The sequence below is a fragment of the Candidatus Methylomirabilota bacterium genome, from assembly GCA_035260325.1.
Taxonomy (GTDB): domain Bacteria; phylum Methylomirabilota; class Methylomirabilia; order Rokubacteriales; family CSP1-6; genus AR19.
Genome location: DATFVL010000169.1, coordinates 1 through 23307 on the forward strand (window position 1 = coordinate 1; position 23307 = coordinate 23307).

A 23307-nucleotide genomic window follows, 5' to 3' on the forward strand; every position below is an offset into this window, starting at 1 on the left:
GAGCCAGTCGCGTGAGAAGGAGTTTGGAGCCCCGACGCGAAGGTGATCACCCTCGACCGCCAGGAGCCGACACGGGCGCATCCAGGTGTCGAGGACCGTATCGGGGAGCTTACGCGAGAGGGACTCGAGAAGACGGGCCCAAAGGGTATCCAACACAGGCGAAGACCTCACTTACACACAGAGTTATCCACAGATGTGGATAGCTCAGGACGTTGTTCGGCCGGGGCATCGGCACCCGGGCGAGCGCGCATCGGGGCAAAACTCCTCTCGCGCCGATCAATCGCTCAGTGGATGGCGGACTCTAGCACGCGCGCGCGCGGCGTCGCAAGCGGCTTCGCGTGTTGACTCGCCATGAAGCGCTGTCTACACTGTTGCGATTCGACGTTCGCGAGGAGGATCGGCGCGTGAAGCGCACGTTTCAGCCGAATGTACGCCGTCGGAAGAAGACACACGGGTTCCGCGAGCGCATGAAGACGAAGGGCGGGCGGAAAGTGCTGAAGCGGCGGCGCGCCAAGGGGCGGAAACGGCTGACCGTCTGACCGGTCCCTTTCCTCGACGTCAGCGGTTGACGACCGGCGCCGATTTTCAGGCGCTCTTCCAGCGGGGCAAGCGCATTGACCGACCAGCCATGATCGTTCTCTGGCGCGAGAGCGGCGCGCCGCGCCGCGCGGGCTTCGCGGTGAGCCGGCAGGTACGGACGGCGGTCCAGAAGAACCGCGCGCGCCGGCGCTTGCGCGAGGCGTACCGTGCGACGCGGGACGCGGCGCCGGCCACCGTCGCGCTCGTGATCATCGCCAAGCCCGGCGCGCTCCGTGAGCCGTTCGCGGCGCTGGCCGGCGAGCTGCGCGGCGCGCTCGCCTCCATACCCGGAACGCGGGCATGACGCGCGCGATCGTTCTCGTCATCGCCGCGTACCAGCGGCTCCTGTCCCCCCTGCTCCCGCGCGCATGCCGCTTCGCGCCGACGTGCTCGGAGTACGCGAGGCTGGCGATCGCGGAGCACGGGGCCGGGCGCGGCGCCTGGCTCGCGCTCCGACGCGTGGTGCGCTGCCACCCTTTCCATCCCGGAGGGTACGACCCGCCGCCCGCCGGGCGACGAACCTGACGATGGAGAAGCGCGCGATCCTCGCCGCCGTGCTGATGGCGGCGCTCCTCCTGATCTACCAGGCGTTCTTATTCCCCTCCGGCCAGGAGTCCCCGCCGAAGCCGCCGGCGAGTCCGTTGGCGCCGGCGCCGAGCACCCCCCTGCCCGCCCCGGCGCCGCCGGCGCCCCCACCGCCGAAGCCCGCGGCCGCGCCCCGCGCCCCGTCCGCGCCGCGCCCGCCCCAGAAGCTCGTCACCGTGGACGGGCCGCTCTATCGTGCCGTCGTGAGCAGCGAGGGCGGCAAGCTCCAGGAGCTCGTCCTGAGGTACCGGGGCGAGAAGCCGATGGTGATCCTCGGAGACCTCGGGCCCGCGGGCCTCCTCCTCGCGGGCGATCCGCGACAGCCGGGCGAGCCCGTCCCGATGACCGTCAGCGCCGAGCGGATCACCGTGAGTCCCGCGCGGCGGAGCGAGCGCCTGGTGCTCACCGGCGAGACGGGCGGTCTTCGGATCCGCGAGACGCGCGTCTTCCGCGCCGACGACTACGTGATGGACGTCGAGCTGCGCGTGGAGAATGCGGGCGCGTCGCCGCGCACGATCGCGGTGGCCCTCCCCTGGCAGACGCGCCAGGCATGGCACGCCACGCCCGAGAAGTTCCAGGGCCAGCACCCCAGCGAGATCGTCTGGGCGGCGGGCGGTCACGTCGAGCGATTCGAGGATCTCACCGCCGCCATCGAGTACGTCGGCGACGGCGACTGGATCGCCATCGGGAGCGTCTGGTATCTCGCCGCGTTCATCCCGAAGACGTCGGGCTTCAAGCTCGTCGCGACGACCGAGGGCAAGCTCGTCGAGGCGAAGAACGGCGGCATGGCGCCGGCCGGCCGCGCCGGTATCGCCGTGCGCGCGACGCCCACGATCGTCCCAGGCCAGGCGTGGGAGGGCCGCGTTCTCCTGTACGCCGGGCCGAAGGAGTACGGGCGGCTCAGGGCCCTCGGCCTCGAGGAGACGATCAACTTCGGCGGCTTTCCGCTGCCGCGGAAGTGGGGCGGCCTGCCGATGGAGTGGCTCGGCGTACCGATCCTCCTGCTGCTGAACTGGGTCCACCAGTACGTCGGCAACTACGGCGTCGCGATCATCCTGCTGACGGTCGTCTCGAAGGTGCTCTTCTACCCCCTCACCGTGAAGAGCATGAAGTCCATGAAGGCGATGCAGGCCATCCAGCCGCAGGTCAACGCGCTACGCAACAAGTACAAGAGCGACCCCCAGCGGCTTCAGCGCGAGACGCTCGGGCTCTACAAGAAGAACAAGGTGAACCCGATGGGCGGGTGTCTGCCGATGATCGCGCAGATCCCGATCTTCTACGCGCTCTACCTCGCGCTGTCGGTCTCGGTGGATCTCCAGAACGCGACGTTTCTCTGCTTCGGCCGGCTGTTCGGCGTGGACGTGTGGATCTGCGACCTGGCCGCCCACGACCCGACGTACGTCCTGCCGGTCCTCATGGGCATCACGATGTTCGTCCAGCAGAAGATGACGCCCACGACCGGCGACCCTCGGCAGCAGAAGATGATGCTGTTCATCATGCCGGTGTTCTTCACGATGATGTTCATGAACCTCGCGTCGGGCCTCGTCCTGTACTGGAGCGTCTCGAACGTCTTGCAGATTCTTCAGCAGTGGTACATGAACCGCTCTGCCCGCGAGGCCCGTGACGCCAAGGAAGCCTGAAGCGCCTCGCGACGTTCTCTCGCGCGGCGCCGCCGCGATCCTGGGGCGCTCGCTCACCGGCACCGAGACCGATCTGTTTGGCAAGTATCTGGATTTACTGGTTAAATGGCAGAAATCGCAGCGGCTCGTGGGTTCGTCCGAGCCCGGCTGGATCGTCGAGAACCTGCTGCTGGATAGTTTGCTGTTCCTCCTGGTGCTCCCAGAATCGGTGAGCTCGGTTCTCGACCTCGGATCCGGCGCCGGCGTCCCGGGGATCGCGATCAAGATCGTGAGACCCGACGTGGGGCTCGTTCTCGTCGAGTCGCGACGGCGTCGCGCCTCGTTCCTCTCAGCCGTGATTCGCGACCTGGGCCTCGTCGACGCGCGCGTGCTCGCCGGGCGCGCCGAGGACCTCGTCGGCGAGTCGGCGAGCCCCGTGGACGCCGTCGTCATGCGATGCGCCGGCGACCTGCAGACCCTCGTTCCCGTGGCGGCCCGGCTCGTGTCGAAGGCCGGGATCGTGGTCGCGTCGGGCCCGCCGGACGCCCGGCCCACGGTCCTCGGTGAGTGGGTGACGGTGCAGGACAGGGCGCGTGGAAGGCCCCGCCGATTCCTCGTGTACCGCCAAACTTGACCCGGAGAGGCCACTGGACGCAAAATGTTGGTCGTGGAACATGCCGAATTCACCGTCATATGTGTAGGTGTGTTGGTCGTGGAACACCACGAGGGTCGGTTCGATAGCCAGATCGCTCGCGGTCGTTAATCAGAAGGGCGGTGTCGGAAAAACGACCACCGCGGTCAATCTCGCCGCTGGCCTCGCTTTGGCAGAGCGAGCCACACTGCTGGTCGATCTCGATCCGCAGGGCAACGCGACTACCGGCCTCGGCGTGCAGAAGTCCGGACTACACCCGACCGTCTACCACGTGCTCCTCGGGAGCGACCCCGCCGAGAAGGCAGTCCGGGACACCGCGCTGACCCAGCTCAAGCTGCTCCCGTCGGACATCGATCTGGTTGGCGCCGAGATCGAGCTCGTCGCGCTCGAGCGGCGCGAGCACCGACTGCGTGCCGCGCTCGTGCCCCTGGCGCAATCGTACGACTACATCATCATCGACTGCCCGCCGTCGCTCGGGCTCCTCACGCTCAACGCCCTCGTGGCCGCCGATCGCGTCCTCGTCCCCCTCCAGTGCGAGTTCTACGCGCTCGAGGGGCTGACCCACCTCCTCAAGACCGTCAAACTTGTCCAGGAGCGGCTGAACCCGGGCCTCGCCGTCGATGGAATCGTGCTCACGATGTTCGATGGTCGAACGAGCCTCGCGCTCCAGATCCGTGACGAGGTCCACCAGTATTTCCCAGGCGAGGTCTTCGACACGGTGATTCCGCGGAACGTGCGCCTCACGGAGGCACCGAGCTTCGGCAAGCCGATCATGCTCCACGACCTGCGCTCGAACGGTTCTATCGCCTATCTCGACCTGACTCGGGAGGTGCTCAGGCATGAATAAGCGCGGACTCGGCCGCGGCCTCGGTGCCCTGCTCTCATCGACTCCGACCGTGGACGACGTGCTCCTCGACGTGCCGATAGAGCAGATCGAGGCGAACCCGCATCAGCCAAGAAAAGACTTTGACTTCAAGTCTTTAGACGAGCTCGCGGCCTCGATCAAGGCCTCGGGGGTCATCCAGCCCGTGATTGTCCGACGCAATGGAGCGGGCTATCAGCTCATCGCCGGTGAACGGCGCTGGCGCGCGGCCCGCCAGGCGGGGCTCGATCGGATTCCCGCGATCGTTCGCGATGCGACGGACGCGCAGAGCCTCGAGCTCGCGCTCGTCGAAAATCTCCTACGCGAGGACCTGAATCCGATCGAGGAGGCCGAGGCCTATCAGAAGCTCTTGGCCCAGTTCGGCTGGATCCAGGAGGAGCTCGCGCAGCGGATCGGGCGCGATCGCAGCTCGATCGCGAACTCGCTGCGCCTCTTGCGCCTGCCGGATGAGATCCAGGCCGACCTCCGGAGCGGGCGGCTCACGATGGGGCACGCGCGGGCGCTGCTCGCGTTGCCGACCGCCGCCGAGCAGCTCCGGCTCCGCGCCGAGATCCTCGCGCACGACTGGTCCGTCAGGGCGACCGAAGACTCGATCCGGGCCGGGGAGGAGCTCTCGCACCGGCGCGGCCTCGCGCCGAGGAAAGGGCGCCGGCGCTCGGCCGAGCTCGCGGCGCTCGAGGCCGAGCTCCAGCGCGCGCTCATGACGCGCGTGAGGATCGTGGGCAACGACCGGAAGGGCAAGATCGACGTCGAGTACGCGACTCCGGCGGAGCTCGAGCGCCTGTCCGAGTTGCTCGGCGCGAGACACTGATCGCGGGGGAAGGCGAGAGCATGGCCGAGCGCATCGTCGTGGGGATGAGCGGAGGCGTCGATTCCTCGGTCGCCGCGGCCCTGCTCGTCGAGCAGGGCTACGACGTTGTCGGCATCACCATGCGCGTCTGGCCGTGGGCGGAGCCGTCGGACGCGACGAAGCGCTTCGGGAGCTGCTGCGGAACGGAGGCGGCGGACGACGCCCGCCACGTGGCGCGGGCGCTGCGAATCCCGTACTACCTCTTGAACATGGAGGCCGAGTTCGAGCGCGCGGTCGTCGCGCGCTTCGCCGACGCGTACCGCCGTGGGCGGACGCCGGTGCCGTGCGTCGCCTGCAACAGCGAGCTGAAGTTCGGCTCGCTCCTCGCGCGCGCGCGGGCGTGGGACGCCGTCGCCGTCGCGACGGGGCACTACGCGCGCGTCGCCCACGACGCGGCGGCGGGTCGCCACCTCCTGCTGCGCGCGCGGGACGCGGAGAAGGATCAGACGGATTTCCTCTGGCCGCTCACGCAGGCGCAGCTCGCCGCCGCCCGGTTCCCCGTCGGCGAGCTGACCAAGGAGCAGGTGAGGGCGCACGCGCGCGGCCTCGGCCTCGTCACGGCCGACAAGCGCGAGAGCCAGGAGATCTGCTTCGTGCCCGACGACGACTACCGCGCCTTCCTGAAGAAGCGCGACCCCGACATCTTCCGCCCGGGCCCGATCGTCGACCGCGAGGGACGGGTCCTCGGCGGGCACGGAGGCGTCGCCGCCTACACGATCGGCCAGCGGAAGGGACTCGGGCTCGCCGCGGGCCGGCCGCTCTACGTCGTCGACGTGGACCCCGAGCGCCGCACGCTCACCGTCGGCGCGGCGGGGGAGCTCGAGCGCGATCGGCTCGTCGCGCGCGGCGTGAATTTCATCGCGTGCGATCCGCCGGACGCGCCGATGCGCGTCGAGGCGAAGATCCGGCACAAGCACCGGCCGGCGCCGGCCACCGTGCGCGCGCTGGGCGACGGCGGGGCGGAGGTCGTCTTCGACGAGGCGCAGCGCGCGATCACGCCGGGCCAGTCCGTGGTCTTCTATCGCGGCGAGTGCGTGGTGGGGGGCGGGGTCATCGAGCGCTAGCCCGGCGATTGACACCGGCCGCCGTCGGGTGATAGTTTTCACAAACCTTCGTCTCGCAGCACAGAACGGACCGGGGAGAGCCTCCTCATGTCTCAGCGTGAACGCCTGTGGATCGGTGGCGTCGTGTGCGTCGTCGCGCTGCTCGTCGCCGTGGCGTCGGCGCCCGGGCTCGCCCGGGCGGCGGCCGAAGAAGGCCACGAGGGCGGCCTCATCAGTCTCGACCGCTCGCTGATCGTCCAGGTCATCAACTTCGTCGTCCTGCTCCTGATCCTCTCGCGGCTCCTCTACCGGCCGTTTCTCGCGAAGATGGCGGAGCGCACCGAGGCCATCCGCAAGTCGCTCGAGGAAGCGCAGGCGGCGCGCGCCGAGGCGCAGCGGCAGCTGGAGGAGAACGAGGCGCGGCTGCGCGCGGCCCACGCCGAGGCGGCCGCTATCCGCGCCCAGGCGCTGAGGGAGGCGGGGGAGGAGCAGCGGCGGCTCGTGGACGCGGCGCGCGCCGAGGCGCAGCGGCTCGTGGACTCGGCGAAGGCGCAGCTGGACGCGGACGTGCGCCGCGGGCGCGAGGAGCTGCGCCGCGAGGTCGCCGACCTGGCGATCGCGGTGGCGGAGAAGCTGATCCGCAAGAGCCTGCGCGACGAGGAGCACCGGCGCATCGTCGCCGACGCGATCGCGCGGGTCGGGCCCTAGGTGAAGCCCGCCGCCGGCGTGGCCCGGTCCTACGCCAAGGCGCTGTTCGAGCTCGCGCGCGAGCGGGGCCAGCTCGACCGGATCGCGCGGGAGGTCGGCACGCTGGCGGACGTCTTCAGGGCGGAGCCCGGCCTCCGGGCGTTCTTCGCCCGCCCGTGGATCGCCCCGGCGGCCAAGCGCACCGCCGCGGTCGAGCTCGGGACGCGGCTCGAGGTCTCGCCGCTCGCGCGCGACTTCCTCGCCCTGGTCGCCGCGCAGGGCCGCGCGGAACACCTCGACGCGATCGTCACCGCGTTCCACGAGCGGGAGGACGAGGCCGCGGGCCGCGCGCGCGCGCGCGTGCGCAGCGCGGTGGCGCTGTCGGCCGGGGACCGCGCGGCGCTCGCCGGGCGTCTCGGCGGCGCGCTCGGCGGAAAGCAGGTCGTGCTCGACGAGGTCGTCGCCCGCGAGATGCTCGGCGGCTTCGTCGCCGAGGTCGGGACCCTGTTGGTGGACGGCAGTCTGGACGGTCAGCTGCAGCGCCTGCGAGAGCGTCTGGCGCGGGGCTAGGAGCAGTCGCTGAGGGTGATCGCGGCGGGGCATGGGCGTGGCGAAGCCCGGGTGCCCATGCCCGGTTCAACATGAAAGGGTAGGGGATGATCAAGGCCGGAGAGATCAGCGAGATCATCAAGCGGCAGCTCGCGGGTTACGAAGCCGAGGTCGACCTCCAGGAGGTCGGGCGCGTCATCGAGGTCGGCGACGGCATCGCGCGCATCTACGGCCTCGACCGCGCGATGTCGGGCGAGCTGCTCCAGTTCCCGGGCGACGTCGTCGGCATGGTCCTGAACCTCGAGCGGGACCAGGTCGGCGCGGTCCTCCTCGGCGAGGACAGGCTCATCAAGGAAGGCGACGTCGTCAAGCGTACGAACCGCATCGCCCAGGTGCCCGTGGGCGAGGCGCTGACCGGCCGCGTCGTGAACGCGCTCGGCCTGCCGGTGGACGGCAAGGGGCCGATCGCCACCAAGGAGTTCAGGCCGATCGAGCGCTACGCGCCGGGCGTCGTGGACCGCCGGTCGGTCAAGGAGCCGCTCCAGACCGGGGTCAAGGCGATCGACTCGATGATCCCGATCGGGCGCGGCCAGCGCGAGCTGATCATCGGCGACCGCGGCGCCGGCAAGACCGCGATCGGCGTGGACACGATCATCAACCAGAAGGGCCAGGACGTGTACTGCCTCTACGTCGCGGTCGGTCAGAAGCGGTCCACGGTCGCCCAGGTCGTGAAGGTTCTCGAGGACTCCGGCGCGATGGCCTACACCACTGTGGTCATCGCATCGGCCTCGGAGCCCGCGCCGCTCCAGTACATCGCGCCCTACGCCGGGGTCACGATGGGCGAGTACTTCCGCGACTCGAAGCGTCACGCGCTCTGCGTCTACGACGACCTCTCGAAGCACGCCGCGGCGTACCGCCAGCTTTCGCTGCTGCTCCGCCGGCCGCCCGGGCGCGAGGCGTACCCGGGCGACGTCTTCTACCTCCACTCGCGGCTCCTCGAGCGGGCCGCGAAGCTCAACGACGCGCTCGGCGGCGGCTCGCTCACGGCGCTGCCGATCATCGAGACCCAGTTGGGCGACGTGTCGGCCTACATCCCGACGAACGTGATCTCGATCACCGACGGCCAGATCTATCTCGAGTCGGACCTCTTCTACGGCGGCGTGCGGCCCGCGGTGAACGTCGGTCTCTCCGTGTCGCGGGTCGGCGGCTCGGCGCAGATCAGGGCGATGCGCCAGGTCGCGGGCAAGCTGCGCCTCGACCTCGCCCAGTTCCGTGAGCTCGCGGCCTTCGCCCAGTTCGGCTCGGACCTCGACAAGGCCACCCAGCTCCAGCTGGCGCGGGGCCAGCGCATGGTCGAGATCTTGAAGCAGGGTCAGTACCAGCCGCTGGTGGTCGAGAAGCAGGTGGCGATCATCTTCGCCGGCACGCAGGGGCTCCTCGACGATCTCCCCGTGGACGCGGTCCGGGACTTCGAGACGCACTTCCACAGCTGGCTCGAGCGGAAGGCCCCGCAGACCCTTGCGGAGATTCGCGAGAAGAGAGAGATCTCGGACGCGCTGCGCGAGAAGCTGACGCAGGCCGTGAACGAGGCGAAGGCCGAGTTCGTCGCGGCCAAGGGCATCAAGGCGGCGTAGGGACGCCCGCGCATGGCGACGCTCCGCGACATCCGGCGGCGGATCCGCTCCGTCGAGTCCACGCAGAAGATCACGCGGGCCATGAAGCTCGTCGCCGCGGCCAAGCTGCGCCGCGCCCAGGAGCGCATCGTCGCGGCGCGGCCGTACGCCGCCAAGATGGCGGAGCTTCTCGGGAACCTCGTGAGCGCCGGGGCGGGTGAGGGCGCGCCGCACCCGCTCCTCGCCGCGCGCGAGGGGCCGCGCCGCCAGATCGTCATCATCACGGCCGACCGGGGGCTCGCCGGCGCCTTCAACTCGAACGTGGTCCGCCGCGCGCTCGAGTTCATCCGCCAGTCGAGCGCCCCGGACGTGACGCTCGTCGTCGTCGGCCGCAAGGGGCGCGAGTTCTTCCGCCGGCGTGGCTACGCCATCAAGCACGAGATGCTCGGCTTCTGGGACCGCCTCGCGTACGCCCACGCCAGCGAGCTCGCCGACTACCTGATGGGCCGGTATCTCGACGGCGAGGTGGACGAGGTCCACCTGCTCTACAACGAGTTCCGCTCGATCGCGGTCCAGCGCCCGGTGCGCGAGCAGCTCCTGCCGATCCCGCGCGCGAAGGCCGAGGACGGCGCCGGGGCCGTGGACTACATCTACGAGCCTGCGCCCGAGGCGATCCTCGGCGACCTCCTGCCGCGGCATGTGCGGACGCAGGTGTTTCGCGCCCTCATGGAGTCGCTCGCGGGCGAGTACGGCGCGCGGATGACGGCGATGGAGGCGGCGACGAAGAACGCGAAGGAGATGATCGGCGTGCTGACGATCCAGTATAACAAGGCGCGCCAGGAGAAGATCACGAAGGAGCTGCTCGACATCGTCGGCGGCGCCGAGGCCCTCAAGCAAGGAGCCGAAGCATGAACAAGGGGAAGATCGTCCAGGTCATCGGACCGGTCGTCGACGTCGAGTTCGAGCCCGGGAAGCTGCCCGCCATCTACAACGCGCTGCTCGTCGAGGGCGTCGAGAACAAGGACGTCTTCGCCTACTCCCAGAAGCTCACGCTGGAGGTCGCGCAGCACCTGGGCGAGAGCCAGGTGAGGACGATCGCGATGGCCTCCACGGACGGCCTCACGCGTGGCATGACGGTCGGGGACACCGGGGCGCCGATCACGATCCCCGTGGGCAGGGCGACGCTCGGCCGCATCCTGAACATCGTCGGCGAGCCCGTCGACAAGGGCCCGGCGATCCAGGCGAAGACGTTCTACCCGATCCATCGGCCGGCGCCGTCGTTCGAGGATCAGTCCACGAAGGTCGAGATGTTCGAGACCGGCATCAAGGTCGTCGATCTGCTCGAGCCCTACAGCAAGGGCGGTAAGACAGGGCTGTTCGGCGGCGCGGGGGTGGGCAAGACCATCCTGATCATGGAGCTCATCAACAACATCGCCAAGCAGCACGGCGGCATCTCCGTGTTCGCGGGGGTGGGGGAGCGCACCCGCGAGGGCAACGATCTCTATCACGAGATGAAGGAGTCGGGCGTCATCGAGAAGACGGCGTTGATCTTCGGCCAGATGACCGAGCCGCCGGGGTCGCGGCTGCGCGTCGGGCTCACGGGTCTCACCGCCGCGGAGTACTTCCGCGACGAGGAAGGGCAGGACGTGCTGCTCTTCATCGACAACATCTTTCGATTTACGCAAGCGGGCTCCGAAGTGTCGGCGCTGCTCGGGCGTATGCCGTCGGCCGTCGGTTACCAGCCCACGCTCGCCACCGAGATGGGCGCGCTCCAGGAGCGCATCACGTCCACGAAGAAGGGCTCCATCACCTCGGTGCAGGCGATCTACGTCCCGGCCGACGACTTCACCGATCCGGCGCCGGCCACGGCCTTCGCGCACCTCGACGCGACGACCGTGCTGAGCCGGGCGCTCACCGAGCAGGGCATCTACCCCGCAGTCGACCCGCTCGCCTCGACCTCGCGGCTCCTCGACCCCGCGATCCTGGGCGACGAGCACTACCAGACGGCGCGGGCGGTGCAGTCGATCATGCAGCGCTACCGGGACCTGCAGGACATCATCGCGATCCTCGGCATGGAGGAGCTCTCCGACGAGGACAAGCTGACGGTCGCGCGCGCGCGGAAGATCCAGCGCTTCCTCGCGCAGCCGATGTTCGTCGCCGAGGCGTTCACGGGAACGCAAGGGCGGTACGTGAAGCTCGCCGATACGGTGAAGAGCTTCAAGGAGGTCGTCGAGGGCAAGCACGACGAGCTCCCGGAGCAGGCCTTCTACATGGTCGGCGACGTCGGCGAGGCGATGGACAAGGCCAAGAAGCTTCGCGAGTCGGTGTAGTGGCCGATCGCATCACGCTCGAGATCGCCACGCCGATACGCCTCGTCGTCTCGGAGACCGTCGACGAGGTCGTGGCGCCCGGCGTCGAGGGCTACTTCGGCGTCCTGCCGGGCCACGCGCCGTTCCTCACGACGCTCGGCATCGGCGAGGTCAGCTACCGGACCGGCCGCGACACGCATTACCTGGCGCTCGCCGGGGGGTTCGCCGAGGTCCGGAACGACAAGGTGATCGTCCTGGCGGACACCGCCGAGCGCCCCGAGGAGATCGACCGCGGCCGCGCCGAGCGGGCCCGCGAGCGGGCCGAGCAGCGCCTCTCCGGGCGCGGCTCCGAGGAAGCGATCGACTACGCGCGGGCGGCCGCGGCCCTCCGCCGCGCCCTCACTCGCCTTCAGACCGCCGGCCGGGTCCGCTGACCCGGCGCTGCCGCCGCCCAGCGCCGCGGGCACACCGCCTGCACCGCTGGGCAGGCGCGCCGCGCAGCCGTCGCTAACCGCCCGTCGAATCATGCCGCCGCTCCTGGCACCGCGCTTGCGCCTGGAGCGGGTATGCCAACGATCCTCATCGCCGACGACGAGCCGCACATCGTCGAGCTGGTGCGTCTGACGCTCGAGGACGCGCGCGTGCGCGTCGTCGGCGCCCACGATGGCGCCACGGCCCTCGACCGGGCCGCGGCGTGGAGCCCCGACCTGATCCTGCTGGACGTCCACCTCCCGGACGTGAGCGGCCTCGAGGTCTGCGCGCGGGTGCGGGCACACCGAGGTCCGGCGGTGAAGATCGTGATGCTGACGGCGGCCGCTCAGGACGCCGACGTCGCGCGCGGTCTCGCGGCGGGCGCAGACCACTACCTGACGAAGCCCTTCTCGCCCGTGCGTCTCTTGTCGCTGGTCGAGGCGCTCATGCCGCAGGCTCCGGTATGGCAGCGCGAGTAGAGCCCGCCGCCGGCGACGACCTGGCCACCGCGTATCGGCGGCTCAACGCGGCGTACCAGCAGACGCTGCGGTACGCGGAGGACGTGCGGCGCCTGTACCAGCAGGTGCAGCGGGCCATCTACCAGTCGCTCCTCGGCCTGGCGAACGCCCTCGAGGCGAAGGACCCGTACACCCGCGGCCACTCCGAGCGCGTGGGCGCCGCGAGCCGGAGCCTGGCGCAGGCGCTCGGCCTCCCCGCCCCCGAGGCCGAGACGATCGGGCAGGCGGGACTCCTGCACGACATCGGCAAGATCGGCGTCCCGGAGGCCGTCCTGCGCAAGCGCGGCGAGCTCGAGCCCGACGAGTGGACGCTCATGCGGCGGCATCCGCTCATCGGCGCCCAGATCGTGGCGCCCTTCGAGTTCTTCGCCGCCGGCGCGCTCACGATCCGTCACCACCACGAGCGCTGCGACGGGAGCGGCTACCCCGACGGGCTCGCGGGTGAGGCGATCCCGCTGGGCGCTCGGATCATCGCCGTCGCCGACGTGTTCGACGCGCTCACGTCGGATCGTCCCTACCGCGCGGCGCTGCCGCGCGACGCGGCGCTCGAACACTTGCGTGGTCAGGCGGGGCGCACGCTCGACGCGCGTGTCGTGACCGCTTTCCTCGAGCTCGCGCGCGAGCTCCCGCCGGCCGATTCCCATGTGGGCGATCGAGCAACCCCGGCACCCGCCAGAACGATCGCTCTTCGCTGACACGCCGGCGTCCCTGCTGGGCGCCCTCGCGGCGGCCGCGCTCGCGACGCTCGTCCTGGTCCGGGTGGGCGCGCTCCCCGGGACCGCGCTGAGGGTCGTCGGCGTCGCCGCGGGCCACGGCGCCCTGCTCGCGACGGCGCTAGGCTGGGCGGGCGCGCGGGTGACCGCGGCGCTCGTGGCGATCCTGCTCCTGGCACTCGCCGCCACGGCCGCGGCGCTGCATCCCGCCGGCGCGCTCGCGTACGCGGGCGTACCGCTCTGGCTCCTCTGCTGCGCGCGGCGCGGCGCCCTGACGCACCTGGGCCTGGCGAGCCCGGTGCCGTGGCGCGCCGTCTGCGGCGGGGCCGCCGTCGGCGCCTTCCTCGGCGGCCACCTCCTCGTCTCGGCGTCGCGCACGTTCGGCGTGCGGCTGCGGCTCGACGGCTGGGACCTCGTGCTCGCCGCGGCCGCCTACGACCTGGGCGCGAACGTGCCCGCCGCCGAGAGCTTTTTCCGCGGCGCGCTCTTCAACCGCGCGCAGCGCCGCTGGCCGCTCGCCGCCGCGCTCGCCCTGTCCACGGCCGCGTGCGTGGCGCGCTACATGCTCGATCCGCTCCTGCCGAAGAGCGTCGAGCTCGTCGTCGGCGCCGCGTTTTACGTGACGCTCCTGAGCGCCGCCAACTGCTGGCTCTTCTGGTGGTCGGGGAGCCTCCTGCCGGGCATGGCCGCCGCCCTCGTCTTCTTCGCGGCGTACCGGCTGCTGAGCCCGCCGTGAGACCGACGGCCCGCGCCTTCCTCGCCGCGGCGCTCGGGATCGCGCTCGCGGCCGTCACCGCGCTGATCGCGCTCGACGGCGGCGATCCCGCCTCGCCGTTCCGCCACGGGTACCTGCCGCCCGTCGTCGTGGCCGCGCTCCGCTGGGGCGCACCCGGCGGCGCCGCGGCGGCGGGCGCGGCCATGCTGCTCCTGGCGCCCGTCGTCCTGCCCGAGATCGAACGCTCCGGGCTCACGCCCGAAGCCGTCGAAGGCCTCGTGACGCTCGCGACCGTCGCGCTCGTCGGCGCGCTCCTGGGCGCTCGCACGACGCGCGCCCGCCGGCTCCGCGCCCGGTACGAGACGATCCTCGCGGCGCAGCGGGCGCTCGCTGGCGAGGCGCCCCTCGAGCTCGCCCTCGCGCGGCTACGGGCCGTCCTGACGGCCCACCTCCACGCCGCCGACGTCGGCCTCGTCGTGAGCGAGGGCGGCCGCCTCGTGACGGCGGGCGGCGACGCTGTCGCACCGGGGTCGGTCGCCGCCGAGGCTCTCGCCGGCGGCCCGATCTTCGTGGCGGATGCCGGAGGGGGACGTCGGCCTCGACGGGTCTTCGCGGCGCCGCTGGGCGTCGACGGCGCGCGGCTCGGCGCGCTCGCCGTCGAGCGCCTGGGAGAGATCGGCGCCGACGAGCGCGCGGCGCTCGAAGCTCTCGGCGCCCACATCGGCCTGGCGCTCGAGAACGCGCGCCTGGCGTCGCGTCAGCGGCGCTTCGCCGAGGAGCTCGAGGCGAAGGTGGCGCACGCGACGCGGCGGCTCGAGGAGCTCGATCGGGCGAAGTCCTCGTTCGTCGCCGTCGCCTCGCACGAGCTCCGGACGCCGCTCACCGCGCTCCAGGGCTTCAGCGAGATCCTCGCGTTGCGGCGCCTGCCCGGCGAGGAGGTGAGCCGGCTCGCCGGGATCATGCGCGGCGAGGCGCGCCGCCTCGGACGGATCGTCAACGACCTGCTCGACCTCTCACGGATCGAGCGCGGGCTCGCGCCGACGCTGCGCCGGGAGCCCGTGGCGGTGGAGACGCTGATCGCCTCGGTCGCGGAGGTCTTCCGGCGCGGGAGCGCGACGCACCCGATCGTCGTGGGGTACGAGGCGGGGCTCCCGCGCGTCGACGCGGACCCCGACGCGCTCGAGCGGATCCTGACGAACCTCGTGTCGAATGCGCTGAAGTACTCGCCGCCCGGGCGCCTCGTGCGGATCCGGGCGCGCGCCGCCGCCCGCGGCGCGTCGGTGGAGATCGAGGTCGAGGACCAGGGCCCGGGGATCCCGGACGAGTCGCTCGCGCGCATCTTCGAGCCCTACTATCGTGCGCCCGAATCCGAGGGCGCGGCGCGCGGCACGGGCATCGGACTCGCCGTCGTGAAGTCGCTCGTCGAGGCTCACGGCGGCTCGATCCGGGTCGAGAGCACGCCGGGCGCCGGCACGCGCGTTCTTTTCTCGCTCCCGGCGTGCGTTCCTTGACACTCCGCGTCGTGGCGGAGTAGTCTCAACGGGTATGCCCCGGCACGTCGCGGTTGCAGAACGGATGGCCGAGGCCGTCGTGAAGCGGCTGGTGAGGAGGAAGGTCGCCGAGATCAAGGACGAGGCCGCGGCGCGCGCGGCCGTGCGCCAGGTGGTGCTCGACAACCTCGTCGCCGAGGAGAAGCTGGAGGAGGACGCGCGCAAGCTCCTGCTCGAGCACGCCAAGCAGATCAGGGACTCCGCGGCCGACTACCGCCAGCTCGTCGGCAAGGTGCGGGAGAAGCTCGCGCGCGAGCGGGGGTTCGTCATCTGATGATGCGCATGAGCCGCGAGCGGATCTTCTATCTCACCGACCTCATCGTGAAGGAGCTCGGCGCGGTGCCCGGCGTGAACGTGAAGGCGCCCGAGGACCTCCGCACGGAGGTGATGCGCGCGCTCAGCGAGGAGGCGAAGCTCGCCGAGTCGATCGACGGCGAGGTGCGCAAGATCCTCGCGTCCTACTCGCGCCCGCTGCCCGTGGGCAGCCGCGAGTGGGAGATCCTCTACCAGAAGACGCGCGAGGAAGTGTTCAAGAAGAGGTTCCGCCTGTGATGCGGCTGGTCGTCGGGATCACGGGCGCGACGGGCTCGATCTACGGCATCCGCCTCCTCGAGGTGCTGCGCGGTCACGCCGAGGTGCAGACGCACCTCGTGATCTCGGCGCCCGGCAAGCGCACGATCGTCGAGGAGACCGCGTACGCGACGAAGGACGTCGAGGCGCTCGCGGCGCACCACTACGACAACCGCGACATCGGCGCGTCCATCGCCTCGGGCTCGTTCCGCACGATGGGCACGGTGATCGCGCCGTGCTCGATCAAGACCGCGGGCGCGATCGCCTCGTGCCACAGCGACTCGCTCATCGCGCGCGCGGCCGACGTCACGCTGAAGGAGGGCCGGCCCCTCATCCTGCTCGTGCGCGAGACGCCGCTGCACCTGGGCCACGTGAAGTGCCTGCTGGCGCTCGCCGAGATGGGCGCGGTCCTGCTGCCGCCGATGCCGGCGTTCTACAACCGGCCGAAGGACATCGACGACATCGTCAACCACACGGTCGCGCGCGTGCTCGACCGGCTCAATCTGCCGCAGACGCTCGTCGCCGAATGGCAAGGGACGAACCGCCCGGCGAAGGGCGAGCCGGGTGATTGACCTCTCGGTCGTCATTCCCGTCTACAACGAAGAGGAGAACCTCCCGCCCCTCTGGCAGGAGCTCGCCGGCGTGCTCGGCGGCCTCGGCCTCGCCTTCGAGGTCGTCTTCGTGGACGACGGGAGCCGCGACAGGAGCGCCGAGATCATCCGCGGCTTCCGCGAGGCGGACCCGTGCGTGCGGCTCGTGCGCCTCAAGACGAACGCCGGTGAGACGGCGGCGACCGACGCGGGCTTCAAGGCCGCGCGCGGGCGCTTCGTCGTCGTGATGGACGCCGACCTCCAGAACGACCCGCGCGACATTCCGACGCTCCTCGGGCACCTCGACACGTGGGATGCCGCCACCGGCTGGCGCGTGGACCGCGGCGCGGGCGACGGCTGGCTCCGGCGCGTGTCCTCGCGCGTCGCGAACCGCGTGCGCAACGCGCTCTCCGACGAGACGGTCGAGGACAGCGGATGCACGTTCCGGGCGTTCCGCCGCGAGTGCCTGCGCGGCCTCGTCCTCTACCGCGGCTTCCACCGCTTCATCCCGACGCTCCTCCGGATGCGGGGCTACCGCGTCGTCGAGGTGCCGGTGCGCCACCGCCCGCGCCGGTTCGGGGCCTCGAAGTACGGCGTGTGGAATCGCGCGGTCGTCGCCTTCGTGGACCTGCTCGCGGTCCGCTGGATGAAGTCGCGCCTGCTCCGCTACGAGATCGCGGAGAGCCTGGGCGGCGACCTCGTCGAGGAGTAGGCCCAGCGTGGACGTCCTGCTGGTCGGCCTCGGCCGCTGGGGCGAGAAGCACCTGCGCGTGCTGCGCGAGCTCGGCGCGACCGTCTGGGCGGCCGACGTCGCCGCGGAGCGGCTGGCGTGGGCGGTCAAGCAGGGCGTGGATCGGACGCGCGCGGTCGCCGACTATCGCGCGGCGCTGCCTCACGTGAAGGCGGCGGATATCGTGACGCCCGCCGACAGCCATCTCGCGATCGCCGGCGCGTGCCTGGCAGCCGGCCTCCACTGCTTCGTCGAGAAGCCGATCACCGCGACCCTCGCCGAGGGCCGGGAGCTCGAGGCGGCGGCGCGCGCGGCGGGCCGCGTCGTCCAGGTCGGGCACATCTTCCGCTTCCACCCCGTGACCGCGACGCTGCGGCAGGCGCTCGTCGCCGGCCGCGTCGGCGCCGTGCGCTTCGCGACGGGCCGGTTCTCCGGCTTCAAGCGGCCGCGCACGGACGTCGGCGTGACCCAGACCGACGCGATCCACTACTTCGACCTCTTCGCGCACCTCTTCGAGCGCGAGGCGACGAGCGTCGCGGCGGTCCAGCGCGACCACCTCGGACGGGGCCTCGACGACATGTCGGTGACGCTCGTGCACTACGGCGACGTTCCCACCGTCGTCGAGGCGAACTACTTCGTGCCGGGCACGCACCGCGAGTGCGTGATCGTCGGCGAGCGCGGGAGCCTCGTCGCCGACTACGGCGCGTCCACGGTCACGCTCCACCTGGGTGAGCTGAGGAAGCAGGGCGCGGAGTGGGAAGCCGTGGACGCGGGCAAGGAGGAGCTCCCCGCGCGCGGCGAGGAGCCGCTCCGGCTCGAGCTCGCCGCGTTCCTGCGCGCGTGCGCGGGCGAGGCGCCGAACCCGGTGCCCGCCGCGGCCGGCGTGAGAGCGCTCGCCGTCGTCGAGGCTGCAGCGCGCGCGGCACGGCTCGGCCGGACCGTTTCGCTTTAGGGGATCGTCGAACCAGCCGGCGGGAGTGGTGCCGAAGGGGGGATTCGATCAGCGGCAATCTAGAACATCCCATCACGATCGAGGATTTCCCCAAATCTGTGAATGGTTACACGGCACAAGTAAGTGGTACCGAGTAATATAAAAGTAGCCCATTTCACCGCGGGTGTACTCCCGTTTTACTCCCTGTGTGCAGCTGCCGGCGGGCCGCGGCCCGTCGGCGGAACCGTCGAGCAGGCTTCGGGGTCGCCAGGCTAAGGTGTCGCTGGTTCAGATCGAGGGCCCGCACTCACCGATATCAAGATCAAATAAGATCCGCCGGCCCACCCACCTCCGCTGTCCACGCCGAGCGGGCTCCCATGACCGTGCCCCGGTACAGAGACAGAAGCGCGCGGCAGCCACGCGGCTTGACGCCGCCGAGAATCGAGGACCCTAGGAGCGACACCGTCGCCCGCCGCCGGTGGGAGGGACTCCGATGAAGCACGTTCGTCCTCTCCTCATCGTGGTCGTGGTGGCGCTTGTCCTCCTGCCGAGTTCAGCGCCGGCATGGGACCGGGGTGTGGTCATTGTCGCTCCTGGCAGGAGCGTTGACATTGCCTCGCCCGGCCTCGTGGTCGTTCGTCCAGGGCCGAGAATCTTCGTGGCGCCGCCGCCGACCGTCTTTGCTACCGTTGTGTCCCCCCATCACTTCTTCACCCGGTTTGGGGCTCCAGTGATCGTGACCCGCTCGTTCTTCCCGTTCGTTCCGTTCGTCGTCTCCGCTCCGCCAGCCATTTGTGTCCTCGCCGCCCGTCGTCTATGCCCAGCCCCCGCCCGTCCTGAGTGTGACCCCGTCCCCATTGCCGACGCCAACGGTCATTGAGTATCCAACCGGGTGGTATCAACTCCGCGGAGATGGTGTCACGACCCCGTACGTTTGGGTCTGGATTCCGAAGCCACCGCCGCCTCCACCCTCCGAGGCGCCACCGGCCGTACTTCCTGCTCCGGCGTCCAAAGCCCCGGCCGACCCCCCTACGCAGCCGCCATTACCCACGTCCCCAGGCGAACTCTACCGTTGGACCGACGAGGAGAGCGTGGCGCCCTGGACCGATCGCCTGGACAATATCCCGGAACGTTATCGCTCCAAGGTGCAACGGCAGTCGTAGGACTGGTAGGGAGCGACCTCCGATCGAGACAGGGTGTTGTAGTCGTTGGTCTCACGGCCGTGATTGGGCTGATGCTTCTGCCGGAGGGCCCGGCTTGCAGCCAGGTCCGCATCCCGCGCGACTCGCCGATCATCATCCATCACCGAGTGCAGCAGTCGGGAAGCCTTGACCCATCGCGGTCCGCGCCGCCTCTGATGCGCCCGCCTAGCTTGACGCTCAGACCTGCACCGCTGCCGTCCATCGGTGTAGATCCTGGTTACCGACCGCTGTGGGTTCCCGGGACGTATGTGTGGAACGGCTTCCGATTGGAGTGGGTACCGGGGCACTGGATATGGTAATGCTGTTTCGCCGTCGGCAGACATCAACGAAGCGGGGCCTGGCGGTCGCCCTCATCATGGTGAGCGCGGCGGTCTCGGGCTGCGCTACCGCCTATACAGAAGGCCGAACCGCTCTCACGCTCGGCCGCTACGAAGAGGCCGCGACGGACTTCCAGCGCGCGTTGACTGAGCACCCTGAGCGGATTGATGCGCTCGTGGGGCTCGGCGTCGCCCGGTACAAGCTGGGCGCCTTCGACGAGAGCATCGAAGCGCTCAGCCGGGCCGTGGCCAAGGCACCGAAGTCACAGACCGCGCAACTCTATCTGGGCCTAAGCCATTTTCAGAAGGACGACCTCGGCCCGGCGGAGGAGCGCCTCAAGGCCGTCGTTGACCTCGAACCCCATGCCCGCACTGCCGAACAGATCGAGCGGGCGCTCACACTGATGCGCGGCGACCCATTGTCCGGCGACGTTCGTGCCTTCATCGCGGCTAGCTTGGAGCACGAGGCGCAATGGGCGCGCGACCTTCAAGACGCGCGGTGCGCTGCGGCTGCGTATCCACCCTATCGCTACTATGGCCTGGGGCGGTGCTTGAGGACGCGGCGCGGGGGAGCAGTTTGTTTCTAATCTGGAGGGCGGCGAAATCGGTGAGTGCAGACCCCTACAACAAACCATCGTGGGGATTTCTGAACGCGAGGGAGGACGGAGTCAAGGGTGAACCAAATGAAGGCGTTTCAAAACGACTCGGTTTCTGAGTGCCGCGATGTCGGCAGCGTTCCCTCGTTGCACGGGCCCGAACTCGCCGATCGAGCGCCCTGCTTTTCGAAGTCGATCGGATCTAGAGGGCCAGTTTCGCTGTCATCCGCCACTTCGAGGTGGGGGCTCCGATTTCCTGAGACGGCGACCGACACGGGGTTGACGGCGCGCGATACAATCCGGGGCGCAGAAAGGGGGGAATGGCCATCCTGACGACGCTCATAGCGGTCTACGGCGCAGTCCTGTCCAGTATCGTTGCGGCCTGGAACATTTCCAGCTGGGTGACGAACCTCGCCTTTCTGAGAGCCTGAGCCGATCGGCCACGCGGTCGCCGTCCTACTCGTGGCCGTGGCGCTCGACCTGGCACTCGGCGATCCGCCGAACCGGTTCCATCCGGTCGCGTGGCTTGGCCGCGCCCTGGCCGAGGGCGGTCGCGCGCTGTGCCGGGGCGGACCCGTCGCGCTCCTGCTCGGCGGCGCCCTCGCGGCCCTCGGCACGGCCACCCTCGCGGGGCTCGGAGGCTATGGTGTGAGTGCAGTCACGCAGCGCCTTGGCGCTGCGGGCGTGCTCTTCGAGGCGCTCGCGCTCGCGTGTCTCCTCTCGCCGCGGAGGCTCGCGGGCGCGGCGCGGAGCGTAAAGGCCGCGCTCGCCGCCGGGGATCTCGCCGCGGCCCGTGCCGCCGTCGGCTATCACCTCGTGAGCCGACCGACGGCCGCGCTCGACGCGGAGCAGGTCGCCTCCGCCGCGGTGGAGTCGGTCGCCGAGAACCTGACCGACGCCTTCGTGGCCCCAGTGTGCTTCTACCTCGCGTTCGGGCTGGCCGGCGCCGCCGTCTACCGTGCGATCAACACCGCCGACGCAATGTTCGGCTACCGCCAGGGGAGGCTTGAGCACTTCGGCAAGGCCGCCGCGCGGCTCGACGACCTCCTGAATCTCGTGCCTGCGCGGCTCGCCGGCTTGGCGATCGTCGTCGGTGCCGGGCTCGCGGGTGCAAACGCGGCGCGTGCGGCCAGCGTGCTGCGGAGCGATCACCGTCGCACGGCGAGCCCCAACGCCGGCTGGACGATGTCGGCCATGGCGGGCGCACTCGGCGTCACGCTCGAGAAGCCCGGCGCGTACCGGCTCGGCGAAGGACCGTTGCCGACGGCGCAGGACATCGAGCGCTCGATCCGTGTGTTCGCCGCCGCGTCTGCAGTGAGCCTTCTCGCCGCCGTCACGATCACCTGGGTGCTTTACGGCGTGCAGATAAATCAATTGCTTGGAGCTTCCTAGCCGCTCTACCGACGGGCGCTGGCGATCCAAGAGATCGCTCTCGGCCCCGAGCATCCCGACGTCGCCACAGTGCCGGAGAACTTCGCTAGCCTTTTGGAGAAGACGAACAGGAGGGTCGAGGCGCTGGAAGCGGACGAGCGTGCCCGGGAATCGGGTCAAGTGAACGGTTGCATTCGTCCATGGGCGTTGTTATCGTCTGAGCGCTGTTTGCGCCCGGGTTCCCCTAAGGGGCCCCAGGGAAGGCGGTGCGAATCCGCCGCGACCCCGTCACTGTAATCGGGGACGAAACCCGCGAGTGCCACTAGCGGTCGAGCTGGGAAGGCGCGGGGAGTAGGACGATCCGAGAGCCAGGAGACCTGCCCGGACGCAACTCATACCATACCGGTCTTCGCGGGAGGACACGGAGCGGTGGCTCATCCGTCGCCCAGGGTGCTCGTCGTTGCTGGTGTCGCGAGCGGTGTCGGCAAGACCACCGTTACGCTCGGCCTTCTCGAGGCGTTTCGTCGCCGTGGCCTCGTCGTCCAGGCGTTCAAGGTCGGCCCCGATTTCATTGACCCCGGCTTTCATGAACTGATTACGGGTCGGCCATCCTACAGCCTCGACGGTTGGATGTGCGGGCAGGCTCATGTCGTCGCCACCGTCCTGCGCGAGGCAACAGGGGCAGACATCGCGATCGTCGAGGGCGTCATGGGCTGCTTCGATGGATTCGACGGCACGAGCGATGACGGCTCCACCGCTCAGGTCGCGAAGTGGCTGGGCGCGCCGGTTGTCCTCGTCATCGACGCGAAAGCCCAATCCCGAACCGCAGCGGCGGTCGTGCTCGGTTGCGAGCGTTTCGATCCTGCGCTCAACGTGGCGGCAGTGATCGCGAACCGCGTCGGCGGTGATGTCCATCGCCGCTGGGTCGAGGACGCCATTGGTGCGACTTGCCGCGCCATGTCAGTCGGTGCGATCAGGCGCGACGATCTGCTCACACTCCCCGAGCGCCATCTCGGTCTCGTCACAGCAGTCGAGGGCACGTTGACCCCGGCGCACCGGGCGCGTCTGGCGGAAATGATCGAGGCGTCGATCAACCTTGATCAGCTGTTGAAAATCGCGGCGCCCATGCGCGAAACCGCGAGGGCGCAATCCTGGGTGGACGCGGTGCCGACACGGGCGAGGATCGGCGTCGCCCGCGATGCGGCCTTCCAATTCTATTACCCCGAGAATCTGCAGCGGCTTCGGGCCGCCGGGGCAGAGATTGTGTTCTGGAGCCCGCAGGTCGCCGACACGCTTCCCGACGTCGATGGGTTGTACCTGGGCGGTGGCTATCCCGAGCTTCATGCTCGCGAGCTCAGTGAGAACGAGGGTGTGCGAAAGGCTGTGCGCGCATTTGCCGAGGCCGGGAGGCCGATCTACGCGGAGTGCGGCGGCCTCATGTATCTCGCGGAAACGCTCGAAGATCCTGAGGGCGTCGCCCATCCCATGGTGGGAGTGTTGCCCGCGACTGTCCGCATGCGGCCTCGCAAGCTGTCGCTCGGGTACACCGAAGTCTTCTTCACGTCGGATACGCCCCTCGGTCCCGCAGGGACGGTGGCCCGCGGCCACGAGTTCCACTACTCGACGCTCGACCTTGTCCCGGACTCCGTGGCACGCGCGTGGCG

Annotated in this window: 26 protein-coding genes and 1 riboswitch; all 26 genes read left to right on the top strand. The window is 70.1% G+C overall.

The window, feature by feature from the left end; all coding sequences use genetic code 11:
- Window positions 1–404: 404 nt before the first annotated feature.
- Entirely contained in the window at window positions 405–539 is a 135-nt protein-coding gene (gene rpmH / locus VKG64_11095) for a 50S ribosomal protein L34 (GenBank protein HKB25589.1), read from the top strand.
- Window positions 536–883, top strand: coding sequence for a ribonuclease P protein component (gene rnpA / locus VKG64_11100; GenBank protein HKB25590.1), 348 nt, complete (start codon window positions 536–538; stop codon window positions 881–883). Before rpmH ends, rnpA begins: the two co-directional genes overlap by 4 nt.
- The gene (gene yidD / locus VKG64_11105) at window positions 880–1104 is read left to right on the top strand and encodes a membrane protein insertion efficiency factor YidD (GenBank protein ID HKB25591.1); all 225 of its coding nucleotides are present in this window, start codon (window positions 880–882) and stop codon (window positions 1102–1104) included. The genes rnpA and yidD overlap by 4 nt, the downstream gene beginning before the upstream one ends.
- A 2-nt stretch (window positions 1105–1106) precedes the next feature.
- Entirely contained in the window at window positions 1107–2804 is a 1698-nt protein-coding gene (gene yidC, locus VKG64_11110) for a membrane protein insertase YidC (GenBank protein ID HKB25592.1), read from the top strand.
- Window positions 2785–3417: a 16S rRNA (guanine(527)-N(7))-methyltransferase RsmG gene (gene rsmG, locus VKG64_11115; GenBank protein ID HKB25593.1), complete on the top strand. Its 633-nt coding sequence runs from the start codon at window positions 2785–2787 to the stop codon at window positions 3415–3417. The genes yidC and rsmG overlap by 20 nt, the downstream gene beginning before the upstream one ends.
- A 103-nt stretch (window positions 3418–3520) precedes the next feature.
- Complete coding sequence (locus tag VKG64_11120; protein ID HKB25594.1) at window positions 3521–4282, top strand: AAA family ATPase; 762 nt, start codon at window positions 3521–3523, stop codon at window positions 4280–4282.
- Entirely contained in the window at window positions 4275–5129 is an 855-nt protein-coding gene (locus VKG64_11125) for a ParB/RepB/Spo0J family partition protein (protein ID HKB25595.1), read from the top strand. Before VKG64_11120 ends, VKG64_11125 begins: the two co-directional genes overlap by 8 nt.
- Window positions 5130–5149: 20 nt before the next feature.
- Entirely contained in the window at window positions 5150–6232 is a 1083-nt protein-coding gene (gene mnmA / locus VKG64_11130; GenBank protein ID HKB25596.1) for a tRNA 2-thiouridine(34) synthase MnmA, read from the top strand.
- An 87-nt stretch (window positions 6233–6319) separates the two neighbouring features.
- Window positions 6320–6919, top strand: a complete 600-nt coding sequence (gene atpF / locus VKG64_11135; protein ID HKB25597.1) for a F0F1 ATP synthase subunit B — start codon at window positions 6320–6322, stop codon at window positions 6917–6919.
- Window positions 6920–7468: an ATP synthase F1 subunit delta gene (atpH, locus tag VKG64_11140; GenBank protein ID HKB25598.1), complete on the top strand. Its 549-nt coding sequence runs from the start codon at window positions 6920–6922 to the stop codon at window positions 7466–7468.
- 86 nt (window positions 7469–7554) lie between these two features.
- The gene (atpA, locus tag VKG64_11145; GenBank protein HKB25599.1) at window positions 7555–9081 is read left to right on the top strand and encodes a F0F1 ATP synthase subunit alpha; all 1527 of its coding nucleotides are present in this window, start codon (window positions 7555–7557) and stop codon (window positions 9079–9081) included.
- A gap of 12 nt (window positions 9082–9093) precedes the next feature.
- Window positions 9094–9972, top strand: a complete 879-nt coding sequence (atpG, locus tag VKG64_11150) for an ATP synthase F1 subunit gamma (protein ID HKB25600.1) — start codon at window positions 9094–9096, stop codon at window positions 9970–9972.
- On the top strand, window positions 9969–11390 hold the full coding sequence (gene atpD / locus VKG64_11155; protein HKB25601.1) for a F0F1 ATP synthase subunit beta: 1422 nt from the start codon (window positions 9969–9971) through the stop codon (window positions 11388–11390). The genes atpG and atpD overlap by 4 nt, the downstream gene beginning before the upstream one ends.
- Window positions 11390–11803 carry a F0F1 ATP synthase subunit epsilon gene (locus VKG64_11160; GenBank protein HKB25602.1) on the top strand — a complete coding sequence of 138 codons (414 nt, stop codon included), beginning with the start codon at window positions 11390–11392 and terminating at the stop codon, window positions 11801–11803. Before atpD ends, VKG64_11160 begins: the two co-directional genes overlap by 1 nt.
- Window positions 11804–11935: 132 nt before the next feature.
- Entirely contained in the window at window positions 11936–12319 is a 384-nt protein-coding gene (locus tag VKG64_11165) for a response regulator (GenBank protein HKB25603.1), read from the top strand.
- Window positions 12304–13053 carry an HD-GYP domain-containing protein gene (locus tag VKG64_11170; protein HKB25604.1) on the top strand — a complete coding sequence of 250 codons (750 nt, stop codon included), beginning with the start codon at window positions 12304–12306 and terminating at the stop codon, window positions 13051–13053. Before VKG64_11165 ends, VKG64_11170 begins: the two co-directional genes overlap by 16 nt.
- A complete protein-coding gene (locus tag VKG64_11175; protein ID HKB25605.1) occupies window positions 13001–13807 on the top strand; it encodes a CPBP family glutamic-type intramembrane protease in 807 nt (268 codons plus the stop codon). Before VKG64_11170 ends, VKG64_11175 begins: the two co-directional genes overlap by 53 nt.
- A complete protein-coding gene (locus VKG64_11180; protein HKB25606.1) occupies window positions 13804–15297 on the top strand; it encodes a HAMP domain-containing sensor histidine kinase in 1494 nt (497 codons plus the stop codon). The genes VKG64_11175 and VKG64_11180 overlap by 4 nt, the downstream gene beginning before the upstream one ends.
- Before the next feature lie 34 nt (window positions 15298–15331).
- Window positions 15332–15610 carry a DUF507 family protein gene (locus tag VKG64_11185; GenBank protein HKB25607.1) on the top strand — a complete coding sequence of 93 codons (279 nt, stop codon included), beginning with the start codon at window positions 15332–15334 and terminating at the stop codon, window positions 15608–15610.
- A complete protein-coding gene (locus tag VKG64_11190) occupies window positions 15610–15888 on the top strand; it encodes a DUF507 family protein (protein HKB25608.1) in 279 nt (92 codons plus the stop codon). The genes VKG64_11185 and VKG64_11190 overlap by 1 nt, the downstream gene beginning before the upstream one ends.
- Complete coding sequence (locus VKG64_11195; GenBank protein ID HKB25609.1) at window positions 15885–16478, top strand: UbiX family flavin prenyltransferase; 594 nt, start codon at window positions 15885–15887, stop codon at window positions 16476–16478. The genes VKG64_11190 and VKG64_11195 overlap by 4 nt, the downstream gene beginning before the upstream one ends.
- Window positions 16471–17208, top strand: a complete 738-nt coding sequence (locus VKG64_11200; protein HKB25610.1) for a glycosyltransferase family 2 protein — start codon at window positions 16471–16473, stop codon at window positions 17206–17208. The genes VKG64_11195 and VKG64_11200 overlap by 8 nt, the downstream gene beginning before the upstream one ends.
- Window positions 17209–17215: 7 nt before the next feature.
- Complete coding sequence (locus VKG64_11205; GenBank protein ID HKB25611.1) at window positions 17216–18178, top strand: Gfo/Idh/MocA family oxidoreductase; 963 nt, start codon at window positions 17216–17218, stop codon at window positions 18176–18178.
- A 1479-nt stretch (window positions 18179–19657) separates the two neighbouring features.
- On the top strand, window positions 19658–20263 hold the full coding sequence (locus VKG64_11210; GenBank protein ID HKB25612.1) for a tetratricopeptide repeat protein: 606 nt from the start codon (window positions 19658–19660) through the stop codon (window positions 20261–20263).
- A 444-nt stretch (window positions 20264–20707) separates the two neighbouring features.
- Window positions 20708–21664 carry an adenosylcobinamide-phosphate synthase CbiB gene (gene cbiB / locus VKG64_11215; GenBank protein HKB25613.1) on the top strand — a complete coding sequence of 319 codons (957 nt, stop codon included), beginning with the start codon at window positions 20708–20710 and terminating at the stop codon, window positions 21662–21664.
- 198 nt (window positions 21665–21862) lie between these two features.
- Window positions 21863–22043: riboswitch (cobalamin riboswitch) on the top strand.
- Window positions 22044–22072: 29 nt separating this feature from the next.
- Window positions 22073–23307 (top strand): cobyrinate a,c-diamide synthase (locus VKG64_11220; protein HKB25614.1); only part of this gene is annotated, 1235 nt, incomplete at its 3' end.

Bases quoted from the DNA above. Each gene is read 5' to 3' on its own strand.
- VKG64_11165 (HKB25603.1), top strand. From the start codon at position 11,936: ATGCCAACGATCCTCATCGCCGACGACGAGCCGCACATCGTCGAGCTG.
- yidC (HKB25592.1), top strand. From the start codon at position 1,107: ATGGAGAAGCGCGCGATCCTCGCCGCCGTGCTGATGGCGGCGCTCCTC.
- VKG64_11190 (HKB25608.1), top strand. From the start codon at position 15,610: ATGATGCGCATGAGCCGCGAGCGGATCTTCTATCTCACCGACCTCATC.
- atpG (HKB25600.1), top strand. From the start codon at position 9,094: ATGGCGACGCTCCGCGACATCCGGCGGCGGATCCGCTCCGTCGAGTCC.
- VKG64_11175 (HKB25605.1), top strand. From the start codon at position 13,001: ATGTGGGCGATCGAGCAACCCCGGCACCCGCCAGAACGATCGCTCTTC.
- mnmA (HKB25596.1), top strand. From the start codon at position 5,150: ATGGCCGAGCGCATCGTCGTGGGGATGAGCGGAGGCGTCGATTCCTCG.
- VKG64_11210 (HKB25612.1), top strand. From the start codon at position 19,658: ATGCTGTTTCGCCGTCGGCAGACATCAACGAAGCGGGGCCTGGCGGTC.
- atpA (HKB25599.1), top strand. From the start codon at position 7,555: ATGATCAAGGCCGGAGAGATCAGCGAGATCATCAAGCGGCAGCTCGCG.
- atpF (HKB25597.1), top strand. From the start codon at position 6,320: ATGTCTCAGCGTGAACGCCTGTGGATCGGTGGCGTCGTGTGCGTCGTC.
- VKG64_11185 (HKB25607.1), top strand. From the start codon at position 15,332: ATGCCCCGGCACGTCGCGGTTGCAGAACGGATGGCCGAGGCCGTCGTG.
- yidD (HKB25591.1), top strand. From the start codon at position 880: ATGACGCGCGCGATCGTTCTCGTCATCGCCGCGTACCAGCGGCTCCTG.
- VKG64_11170 (HKB25604.1), top strand. From the start codon at position 12,304: ATGGCAGCGCGAGTAGAGCCCGCCGCCGGCGACGACCTGGCCACCGCG.
- atpD (HKB25601.1), top strand. From the start codon at position 9,969: ATGAACAAGGGGAAGATCGTCCAGGTCATCGGACCGGTCGTCGACGTC.
- VKG64_11125 (HKB25595.1), top strand. From the start codon at position 4,275: ATGAATAAGCGCGGACTCGGCCGCGGCCTCGGTGCCCTGCTCTCATCG.